The 9,148-nt window shown below is 39.5% G+C and carries 11 protein-coding genes; all 11 read left to right on the forward strand.

Annotated features, from left to right (window positions below):
- Nucleotides 1-18 precede the first annotated feature (18 nt).
- The 11 genes from HMPREF9072_RS06445 to HMPREF9072_RS06495 all read left to right on the forward strand — a co-directional run bounded on the left by HMPREF9072_RS06445 (nucleotide 19) and on the right by HMPREF9072_RS06495 (nucleotide 9,033).
- Entirely contained in the window at nucleotides 19-1,527 is a 1,509-nt protein-coding gene (locus HMPREF9072_RS06445; protein WP_009410965.1) for a DNA/RNA helicase domain-containing protein, read from the forward strand.
- A 191-nt stretch (nucleotides 1,528-1,718) separates the two neighbouring features.
- On the forward strand, nucleotides 1,719-2,456 hold the full coding sequence (rlmB, locus tag HMPREF9072_RS06450) for a 23S rRNA (guanosine(2251)-2'-O)-methyltransferase RlmB (protein ID WP_009410966.1): 738 nt from the start codon (nucleotides 1,719-1,721) through the stop codon (nucleotides 2,454-2,456).
- A 27-nt stretch (nucleotides 2,457-2,483) separates the two neighbouring features.
- Entirely contained in the window at nucleotides 2,484-3,317 is an 834-nt protein-coding gene (locus tag HMPREF9072_RS06455; protein ID WP_009410967.1) for a helix-hairpin-helix domain-containing protein, read from the forward strand.
- Nucleotides 3,318-3,774: 457 nt separating this feature from the next.
- Nucleotides 3,775-4,920 carry an acyl-CoA dehydrogenase family protein gene (locus HMPREF9072_RS06460; protein ID WP_002674320.1) on the forward strand — a complete coding sequence of 382 codons (1,146 nt, stop codon included), beginning with the start codon at nucleotides 3,775-3,777 and terminating at the stop codon, nucleotides 4,918-4,920.
- A gap of 16 nt (nucleotides 4,921-4,936) precedes the next feature.
- The gene (locus tag HMPREF9072_RS06465; RefSeq protein ID WP_009410968.1) at nucleotides 4,937-5,374 is read left to right on the forward strand and encodes an Rrf2 family transcriptional regulator; all 438 of its coding nucleotides are present in this window, start codon (nucleotides 4,937-4,939) and stop codon (nucleotides 5,372-5,374) included.
- Between the two features lie 74 nt (nucleotides 5,375-5,448).
- Nucleotides 5,449-5,712 (forward strand): SemiSWEET family transporter, encoded by a 264-nt coding sequence (locus tag HMPREF9072_RS06470; RefSeq protein WP_002674323.1) that lies wholly within the window; start codon nucleotides 5,449-5,451, stop codon nucleotides 5,710-5,712.
- A 122-nt stretch (nucleotides 5,713-5,834) separates the two neighbouring features.
- Nucleotides 5,835-7,106: a serine--tRNA ligase gene (serS, locus tag HMPREF9072_RS06475; RefSeq protein ID WP_009410969.1), complete on the forward strand. Its 1,272-nt coding sequence runs from the start codon at nucleotides 5,835-5,837 to the stop codon at nucleotides 7,104-7,106.
- A gap of 159 nt (nucleotides 7,107-7,265) precedes the next feature.
- On the forward strand, nucleotides 7,266-7,562 hold the full coding sequence (locus HMPREF9072_RS06480; RefSeq protein WP_009410971.1) for a type II toxin-antitoxin system HigB family toxin: 297 nt from the start codon (nucleotides 7,266-7,268) through the stop codon (nucleotides 7,560-7,562).
- 4 nt (nucleotides 7,563-7,566) lie between these two features.
- A complete protein-coding gene (locus HMPREF9072_RS06485) occupies nucleotides 7,567-7,800 on the forward strand; it encodes a toxin-antitoxin system antitoxin component Xre domain protein (RefSeq protein ID WP_009410972.1) in 234 nt (77 codons plus the stop codon).
- A gap of 10 nt (nucleotides 7,801-7,810) precedes the next feature.
- Nucleotides 7,811-8,128 carry a hypothetical protein gene (locus tag HMPREF9072_RS06490; protein WP_009410973.1) on the forward strand — a complete coding sequence of 106 codons (318 nt, stop codon included), beginning with the start codon at nucleotides 7,811-7,813 and terminating at the stop codon, nucleotides 8,126-8,128.
- Nucleotides 8,119-9,033: a ribonuclease Z gene (locus HMPREF9072_RS06495; protein ID WP_034566250.1), complete on the forward strand. Its 915-nt coding sequence runs from the start codon at nucleotides 8,119-8,121 to the stop codon at nucleotides 9,031-9,033. Before HMPREF9072_RS06490 ends, HMPREF9072_RS06495 begins: the two co-directional genes overlap by 10 nt.
- Nucleotides 9,034-9,148 lie beyond the last annotated feature (115 nt).

A 9,148-nucleotide genomic window follows, 5' to 3' on the forward strand; every position in this document is an offset into this window, starting at 1 on the left:
CCGAAAAAAACAAATTCTATGAAAGAAGTTAATTTAGCATCAATAATAAGTGCTTATGATACATTTGATAAAGAAGAATTATTTAATAATTATCTAAGTTTTTTTGGAGTAAGTTTAAAAGAACAGGAGAAGAAAGATTTGAAATCTTTTTTTGATAGAATTAGAACTAGTCTTAAAGTATTAGAAGGATACTATCTTGGTTTTACAATTCCTCAGATATCAAAAGAGTTTGATATATTGAGAATAGGAAAAGAGTCTGTTATTAATGTAGAATTAAAAAATGAATTTACAACAGAAGAGAAAATTAAAAAACAATTAAAACAAAATAAGTATTATCTTAGTTTTTTAGGAAAGGATACCTTTCATTTTACTTATGTAGCAAAAGAAAATAAATTGTATAAATTAGAAAAAGAAGATTTAGTACTTACAAGTTTTCAGGAATTATCTAAGTTGTTATCTGTACAAGAAGTAGAGGAAATAGAAAATTTAGAAAGATTGTTTGATCCTTCTAATTATTTAGTTTCTCCTTTTAATTCAACAGATAGATTTGTAAAAAAAGAATACTTTTTAACCAAACAACAAGAAGATATAAAAAATAAAATTATTAATCCAGAAGATAGCAAAGATGAGCAATTGTTTTTTACAATAAAGGGAGGAGCAGGGACAGGAAAAACACTCCTTGTATATGATATTGCAAGAGAATTAACAGAAAAAGGAGAAAAAGTTTTAGTAATACATTGTGGTAATTTGAATAAAGGACAACAAGAACTAAACGAAAAAAAGATATTGAATATTGTTTCTATAAGAGATATAGATGTTCCAAATGAAGCATTGGATGAGAAAGGGTTTAATTTTGACGAATATTCTATTGTTATGTTAGATGAAGCTCAAAGAGTGAAATTAAAACAAATAGAACACATAACAAAATCTATTTTTGAAGCTAAAAAGAAGTGTATTTTTTCTCTTGATCCTAAGCAATGCCTTGAAAAAAGTGAAGTCTCTAATAATATAGAGAAATATATAAAAAATAGAGTTTCTGTAATAGAAAACCAACTGACAGATACTATTAGGACTAGTGAAGAAATATTAACATTTGTAAAATCAATTCTTCATAATAAGAAAGATTTTAAGAAGATATTATATAGAAATATTTCATTAAAATATTTTACATCACTTAATCTCGTAACTAGCTATTTGGAAATTTTAAGAGATAAGAAAGTGTGGAAAATTATCAATTACACATCATCAAGATATGAAAAAGAATTTGAATATGATATTCCAGAAGAAAGTACTTCACATAAAATAATAGGACAGGAATTTGATAATGTTGTAGTTGTTATAGACGATTCATTTTACTATGATGATAAAAATAAATTATCAGTAAAAAAAGAAAAAGAATCATATTATGATAAATTCGGTATGTTATATCAGAATATTACAAGAGCAAGAAAGAAATTAAATGTTGTAATTGTAAATAATCAAGAAGTTTTAAGCAGATGTTTAGAAGTTTTAAATTCTAAAGGTTAGCTTTTTTCTCTAAAAAATACTATCTTTGCATATTGTTTGTTACTCTGTGAAATCTAACAGCGAAAGCTGCTAATCTGTGATATAGGTAAACATTATAAAAAATATCAGTAAAAAATCTGTGTAATCTGTGAGATCCGTGCGAGACTTTAAATACAGCGAAGTTGCTAGAAATTAATTCAAAACTCTAAAGAATGCAAGAACAAGAAAACCAAATATACGGCATTCGTGCCCTGATAGAAGCTCTCAAAGCAGGTAAAACCATCGATAAAGTCTTCTTGCAAAAAGGCTTACAAGGTAGTTTGTTTAGAGAGCTAATGCCTCTACTGCAAGAAGCCCAAGTGCCCGTGCAGTATGTGCCCGTTGAGAAACTGAACCGCCTTACCAAGAAAAACCACCAAGGGGTAGTGGCGAACCTCTCCCCCGTAGATTATCACAATTTTGAGGATTTGGTAATCTCAGTTACCGAAAGCGGAGCCACACCGCTTTTCCTTGTGTTAGACCACCTTTCTGATGTGCGCAACTTTGGCGCGATTATCCGCACGGCAGAGTGTACAGGCGTTTCGGGGATTATCATCCCTAAGCGTGGCAGTGTGAGCATCACCGCCGATACTGTCAAAACCTCGGCTGGAGCTGTGTTTCGTGTGCCTATCTGCAAGGTCGAAAACCTCGTAGATGCCGTGTACTACTTGCAAGGCAGTGGCATTAGGGTAGTGGCAGCGACCGAGAAGACTAGTCAATTGCTATACGCCGAAGACTTTACGGTACCTACCGCTATTGTGATGGGGGCGGAAGACGTCGGGGTATCGCCAGCAGTACTCAAAGTAGTAGATAGCAAAGCCAAATTGCCAATGGTAGGCGATATTAGTTCGCTAAACGTTTCGGTAGCTTGTGCTGTTTTCTTGTACGAAGCTCTCAAACAACGACTCTAATCCTCCAACCCCTATCTCCTAAAACCGATGAACCGTCAACAAACCCGAGGTGTCCTTTTTTTGCTATTGCTCATCATAGCACTACAATTCGCCTTTCGTAATCTCAGCTTTAATCGCACTTTCGTCCCTACTGAAACTACTGTACTTCAACGGGAGATGGACTCGCTAAGAGCTCTTGTTTCCTTGCCTAAAAAAGATACCATTTACCCCTTCAATCCCAATTTTATTACAGACTACAAAGGCTTCAAACTCGGACTTACCCCAGAACAAATCGACCGCTTGCAAGCTTTTCGCGCACAGAATAAGTATGTCAATTCTGCCGAAGAGTTCCAACAAGTAACCGGTGTGCCTGACAGTCTTCTACACAAAATAGCCCCTTTGTTTAAGTTCCCCGAATGGGTGAAAAACCGCAGAACTTCTTCTTATGTCTATGAAAAATACCCCCAAAAACACTACCCCAAACAAGATATCAACACCGCAACTGCCGAAGAACTGATGAAAATCTACGGTATAGGCGAAGGCTTTTCTAATCGCATCTTGAAATACCGCAACAAATTGCACGGCTTTACCTATATCAGCCAAGTGGCAGAAGTCTACGGACTCGAAAAGGAAGTGTACGAACGAGTAGCCGAGCGCTTTGAAGTAAAAACAACACCCGTGATTGAGAAGAAGGACATCAATACTCTCAATATGTACGAACTCAGCAAAATTCCTTATGTGAAATACGGAGAAGGCAAAAAGATAGTAGGCTTGCGTTCCGAGCTCGGTACCCTCAAATCCTTCGACGACCTTTTACAAATAGAGGGTTTTGATAAACAACGTATCGCCCGATTGCAGTTGTATCTCTATATCGAACAGTAGCCTTCAAGATAATTAAAAAGAATTTCGTTCTTCTTTAACACTTTTTTTTCAATAAGTAAACTCCCTCTTTCTACCAACTGAAATTCAACTAACTAACGCTCTTCCTTCGTCTTAGGTTCGTCTTAGCTTCGCTTTACCTTCGGTGTAGGTTCGCTTGTTCTTCAGAAAACGTAAAACATTTATTTATTTGTTTTACAGCTGATTAATATGTTTTATAGTATAAAATACCTAAAAGTATTTTCCTTGTTTAATACTGAAAAAAATGCAGACATATAACAAACTTTAACATTTTTTCTTCAATCTTATTGCCACTATACACCATTTTTATTGAATAACACTTTCCTAACAATTAATCCTCTTCTTTTCACTTCCTCATTAAAAAAATAGTAATTCGTAATTCGTAATTCGTAATTATTTTGTACCTTTGCCCCTTGGTATTAGAATAAGCATATAACGAATGAATTTTAACTATTCTGAAACACAACGAATGGTAGCCGATGCGGCTAAAGAGTTTGCCGAAAAATATATCCGTCCACACGTGATGGAATGGGACGAAAGTCAGGAATTTCCTGTGGAGGTATTCCGCAAAGCAGGCGAACTTGGCTTTATGGGTGTTTTAGTACCCGAAGCCTACGGTGGCTCAGGTCTCGACTACCACGATTATATCGCGATTGTGGAAGAAATCTCAAAAGTCGACCCTTCTATAGGGCTCTCAATAGCAGCTCACAACTCTCTTTGTACCAATCATATCCTTAGCTTTGGTAACGAACAGCAAAAACAACGCTGGTTGCCCAAATTGGCTTCAGGTGAATGGATAGGTGCTTGGGGCATTACCGAACACAATACCGGTTCTGATTCCGGAGGTATGGCTACTACGGCTGTAAAAGACGGCGATGAGTGGATACTGAACGGTACTAAAAACTTTATTACTCACGGCAAAACAGGACAGATAGCCGTGGTCATTGCTCGTACCGGCGAAAAAGGTAACAAACACGCCATCACAGCCTTTGTAGTGGAACGCGGTACGAAGGGTTTTAGCAGTGGTAAAAAAGAAAACAAACTCGGTATGCGCGCCAGCGAAACCGCCGAAATGATATTTCAAGATTGTCGTATTCCCGATGCCAATCGTTTGGGTGAAGTAGGCGACGGCTTTATTCAAGCAATGAAGATATTAGACGGCGGACGTATTTCTATCGGTGCTCTTTCTTTGGGTATTGCCAAAGGCGCTTACGAAGCCTCCCTCAAATACGCCAAAGAACGTATGCAATTCGGTAAACGCCTCATCGACCTACAAGCCGTTGGTTTCAAACTCGCTGATATGGCTACCGAAATAGAAGCTTCCGAACTGCTCTTGCACAAATCGGCTTTCCAAAAGAACAACGGTCAGCGCGTAACTCTATCGGGGGCAATGGCAAAGATGTACGCCTCCGAAGTATGTGTGCGTGTAGCTACCGAAGCCATTCAAATTCACGGCGGTTATGGTTATACGAAAGATTTTCCAGTCGAAAAATTCTTCCGTGACTCCAAATTGTGTACCATAGGCGAGGGAACAACCGAAATACAGAAATTAGTCATCAGTCGACAAATAGATAAGAACTCATAATTAAAAACGAACGAATATGTTATCCAATTCCAGCAAGTATGCCATCAATGCAGTAATATACCTTGCCATACACTCGTCGGCAAGCCATAGAATAGCGCCCAAAGACGTGGCAGAAGCGCTACATATTCCTACGCCCTTTTTGGCAAAAATATTGCAAACTTTAGCCCGCAAAAAGGTAATTAGCTCCAACAAAGGACCTGGGGGAGGCTTTTGGCTCTCTGATCAGGAAAAACAAGCTCCTTTAATGACCGTTGTAGAGCAAATAGGTGAAGCCGATAAGTTCATCGCCTGTGCGATGGGCTTCAAAGAGTGTTCATCAGAGAAACCCTGTCCGTTACACGCTTCCGTACAGCCTTTCAGAGATAATTTTATGCGAGAACTTAGCGAGAACTCCATAGCCTCCTTTGCTCAAAAAATTGCTGATAAGACTGCTTTCTTATCACCTACGGAGTAATTAGATGCAAGTCGCACGAGCAATTATCTATTTACAAATTTATCATAGTATATAAACTTAAAAAATAATTATATATGGAGAACGGGAAATTCTTTACTATTCTCAGTTGGGTAGCTACTGCTACTGCCATTGGTATGTATGTATCCTACATACCACAGATTCACGATAATCTCAACGGTAAACCAGGCAATCCTATTCAGCCCTTGGTAGCTGCTATTAACTGTGCCTTGTGGGTCACTTACGGACTGCTCAAAAAGCCCAAACGCGATATACCCGTAGCTCTTGCCAATGCCCCAGGTATCATTTTCGGTCTCATTGCCTTTGCAACTGCTTTGTAATTAGGTTGTCACACACTTTACCAAAGTTTCTTGCCCGTGTGGCTCGAAACTTTGGCAAAGTTGAAAATCCTACACTCTCCTCCCTTGTTAATTCTTAATTGTCAATTGTCAATTGAAAAGATATGTTACAACTAAACACTATTAGAGAAGAAAAAGACCGCGTGCTCACCGGTCTTAAAAAGCGCAACTTTAAAGAGTTGTCTCTCATAGACGATATTATCGCCTTAGACGAAAAACGCCGTAGCTCTCAGCTTTCATTAGATGAAACACTGGCGAAATCCAATAACCTTTCTAAGGAAATAGGTAACCTCTTCAAAGCAGGCGAAACCGATAAAGCCAATACCCTTAAAGAGCAAACCGCTACCCTTAAAGAAGATATCAAAACCCTTACCGATACCCTCAACACTACCGTAGAGGAGCTTAACGATTTGCTCTACCGCGTGCCTAATATCCCTAATGAGTTGGTGCCCGAAGGTACTTCCGAAGCCGACAATGTAGTGGTATTCGAGGCAGGCACTATTCCCGATTTAGGTAAAGACGCTCTTCCTCACTGGGAACTCGCCAAGAAGTACGACCTCATCGATTTCGAGTTAGGCGTAAAGCTCACTGGTGCAGGCTTTCCTGTGTACAAAGGCAAAGGAGCAAAACTGCAACGCGCTCTCATTACCTACTTCCTCGACAAGAACACCGAAGCAGGCTATAACGAATACCAAGTGCCTCACGTAGTAAACGAAGCCTCAGGCTATGGCACCGGTCAGTTACCCGATAAAGAAGGACAGATGTACCACGTAGGGGTAGATAACCTCTACCTTATCCCTACCGCTGAAGTGCCTGTGACTAATATTTTCCGCGACACCTTGCTCAACGAAAGCGATTTGCCTATCTGCTGTACCGCCTATACGCCTTGCTTCCGTCGTGAAGCTGGTAGCTATGGTGCTCACGTACGCGGACTCAACCGCTTGCATCAGTTCGATAAGGTAGAGATTGTACGTATTGAGCACCCCGACCGCTCTTATAAAGCACTCGAAGGAATGATAGAACACGTAAAAGGTATTCTCAATGAGTTGAAACTCCCTTACCATATCTTGCGTCTTTGTGGTGGCGATTTAGGCTTTACCTCAGCAATTACTTACGATTTCGAGGTATATTCCACCGCTCAAGAAAAGTGGTTAGAGATAAGCTCAGTGTCTAACTTCGAAACCTTCCAAGCAAACCGTCTTAAATTGCGTTTCAAGGACGCCGACGGTAAAAACCGCTTAGCACATACCCTCAACGGTAGTTCACTTGCTCTCCCGCGCGTATTAGCCGGTATTTTAGAAAACTATCAAACCCCCAACGGTATTGTAGTACCCGAAGTCCTCAGAAAATACACAGGCTTCGATATTATTAATTAGTGCAAACTACATATTATACAACTTTGCCAAAGTTTCAAATTTTGGCAAAGTTTTTTATTACCTGTACGTGCTACGACCTTTTAGAGTATTTATTTGAAAAGATTATTTTGTATTTTAAATATTATTCATAACTTTGCCTTAAATTTACAACCGATTAAAATGAGAATCATCGCTAAGAAAGCTATAGTTGATTTTTATACATTGCATCCTGGAGCAAAAATCCCTTTAGAAGACTGGTATAAAAAAGCTATCTCGGCAGAATGGTCTTGTTTTGCAGATATTAAAAACGACTTTAACAGTGTAGATGCTGTAGGAAATGGCAGATTTGTTTTCAATATCAAAGGAAACCACTTTAGATTGGTTGTTCTTATTCTTTTTGTCCCCAAAATAGTATATATCCGTTTTATAGGCACTCATAAAGAATATGATAAAATCGAAAAAATAAATAAAGTATAACATTATGATAAAAAATGAACTACAATACAACGCTATAATGAAGCGTATAGACGAGCTCTTGCAGGTTGTAAATGATGATACTCACGAAAATGACCCCGATTACATAGAGTTGATGATTCTCACTGACCTTGTTGAAGCCTATGAGGAAATACATTACCCTATAGGAAATATACACAAAACTGCTTTTATTCCTAAATCTAAAAAAGTAGAAGAAAGTTATGATAATCTAACAATCTAAATATTACTCAATGAAAGAAACTACTGTAATTACCCTCACTAAAACGCAACTCCCCTTTTGGATAGCCGATTTTAATACCAACGAAACCCTTAAAAAACAGCACATCATCATTACCCTGCCCGAAGAGGAACACTGGTTAAAGAAAGACCTCAAACCGCTTGTCGTCTTTGCCCAACAGCACAATCAGCAACATCACAAATCAGTGGTGGTGGTGCAACGTGCCTTAGCGCTCGAAGATTTTGAACTCACCCTGCATATTGCTCCTACCCTTCAAGAGGCGTACGACCTTATTGAACTCGACGAAATAGAACGCGACTTATGGAAGTAACTATCTTAGGTTGTCACAGTGCGACCCCTCGCTCCAATGCCCGCCCTTCGGCTCAACTGCTCGAAATGCGCGGTCATCTGTTCCTCATCGATTGTGGAGAGGCTACCCAAATCGCCCTCCGCAATGCCAATGCTAAGTTCTCCCGCATCAAGCACATCTTCATCTCTCACCTCCACGGCGACCATTTCTACGGACTCTTCGGACTCATCTCTACTTTCCAACTCCTCGGTCGCGAAGCCGAAATGCACATCTATGGTCCTAAGGGCATCAAAGAAGCCGTTTTGCTCATCCTCAAACTCGGTGGTGCTTATACCCCTTTCCCCTTGCATTTTCACGAGCTATCTTCCAAAACCTCCGAACTCTTATACGAAGACGACAAAGTGCTCGTGCGTACCATTCCGTTGCAACACCGCGTCTATACCAATGGTTTTCTCTTTCAAGAAAAAGAAGGCGAACGTCGCCTAAATATCGACGCAATTGCTGAGTATCCCGAGATACAAACGTGCGACTATCAGAATATCAAAAACGGTAAAGATATAACATTAGAAAACGGCAAAACTATTGCGAATACCGAGCTCACCTTCGACCCTCATCGTCCGCAAAGCTATGCCTATTGTAGCGATACTCTTTATTTCGAAGCTTTGGCTACCGAAATACAAGGTGCAAGAGTCGTGTATCACGAATCTACTTTTTTAAAGATAAACGAAGAACTCGCAGTTAAAACAATGCACTCCACCGCCTATCAAGCAGGACTCACAGCTAAGAATGCCCACGCCGATGCCCTCATTTTAGGGCACTACTCCTCTCGCTATCCCGATGTCAATCTCTTCAAGCAGGAAGCACAAGAAGTCTTTAAGAACGTCTTTTTAGCCGAAGATGGCAAAAAGTTCATTTTCGATAATTGACAAACAGAAGAAAACATCACTACACCCCCATTCTTCTGGAAAGCCCTTGATACTTTTTCCGTCTCCACATTCCCTCTTTCCGTCGCTACATTCCCCCTTTGAAGGGGGCTAGGGG

Source organism: Capnocytophaga sp. oral taxon 324 str. F0483 (assembly GCF_000318315.2).
GTDB classification, from domain to species: Bacteria; Bacteroidota; Bacteroidia; order Flavobacteriales; family Flavobacteriaceae; genus Capnocytophaga; species Capnocytophaga ochracea.

Coding starts and splice junctions, on each gene's coding strand:
- serS (WP_009410969.1), top strand. CDS start 5,835: ATGTTACAACTAAACACTATTAGAGAAGAAAAAGACCGCGTGCTCACC.
- HMPREF9072_RS06480 (WP_009410971.1), top strand. CDS start 7,266: ATGAGAATCATCGCTAAGAAAGCTATAGTTGATTTTTATACATTGCAT.
- HMPREF9072_RS06455 (WP_009410967.1), top strand. CDS start 2,484: ATGAACCGTCAACAAACCCGAGGTGTCCTTTTTTTGCTATTGCTCATC.
- HMPREF9072_RS06460 (WP_002674320.1), top strand. CDS start 3,775: ATGAATTTTAACTATTCTGAAACACAACGAATGGTAGCCGATGCGGCT.
- HMPREF9072_RS06490 (WP_009410973.1), top strand. CDS start 7,811: ATGAAAGAAACTACTGTAATTACCCTCACTAAAACGCAACTCCCCTTT.
- rlmB (WP_009410966.1), top strand. CDS start 1,719: ATGCAAGAACAAGAAAACCAAATATACGGCATTCGTGCCCTGATAGAA.
- HMPREF9072_RS06485 (WP_009410972.1), top strand. CDS start 7,567: ATGATAAAAAATGAACTACAATACAACGCTATAATGAAGCGTATAGAC.
- HMPREF9072_RS06470 (WP_002674323.1), top strand. CDS start 5,449: ATGGAGAACGGGAAATTCTTTACTATTCTCAGTTGGGTAGCTACTGCT.
- HMPREF9072_RS06445 (WP_009410965.1), top strand. CDS start 19: ATGAAAGAAGTTAATTTAGCATCAATAATAAGTGCTTATGATACATTT.
- HMPREF9072_RS06465 (WP_009410968.1), top strand. CDS start 4,937: ATGTTATCCAATTCCAGCAAGTATGCCATCAATGCAGTAATATACCTT.
- HMPREF9072_RS06495 (WP_034566250.1), top strand. CDS start 8,119: ATGGAAGTAACTATCTTAGGTTGTCACAGTGCGACCCCTCGCTCCAAT.